The sequence below is a fragment of the uncultured Photobacterium sp. genome, from assembly GCF_947502415.1.
Taxonomy (GTDB): domain Bacteria; phylum Pseudomonadota; class Gammaproteobacteria; order Enterobacterales; family Vibrionaceae; genus Photobacterium.
This window is the reverse complement of sequence record NZ_CANMZV010000114.1, coordinates 1-336: the sequence shown is the minus strand read 5'-3', so window position 1 is coordinate 336 and position 336 is coordinate 1. Positions and strand designations below refer to the sequence as shown.

Sequence of the window (336 nt, the reverse complement as noted above, 5' to 3'; positions counted from 1 at the left end):
TGGCGATCCGGTGCAGGGCGCAACTTATGAGTTGGTTGATCAGAAGGGCGGTGTATTTAAAGGGAATTTGGATAACGCAGGTAAAGCATCCGTTAGCGGTGTTGCTCCGGGAGAGTTTACGGTTGAATACGGCGAAGATACTCGGGACTTTATGCCGAATGAGCCAACCAAGAAAAATCCTAATTATAATCCAAGTGCTAATGCTCAAAAGTTGATTGAAGAAGCGAAGCGGGGAGAGGTAGGCTTTTGGGAAAATAGCTGGAAACGAATGTCAGGTGCAGCTCATTGGATTTGGGGCGTAATTTTAGGCGATTTTAATGATGATGCTTCTGTTGA

The 336-nt window shown here is 45.5% G+C and carries 1 pseudogene; it reads left to right on the top strand.

The window, feature by feature from the left end:
• Positions 1-336, top strand: a pseudogene (locus Q0852_RS23760) (hypothetical protein); the annotation flags it as partial.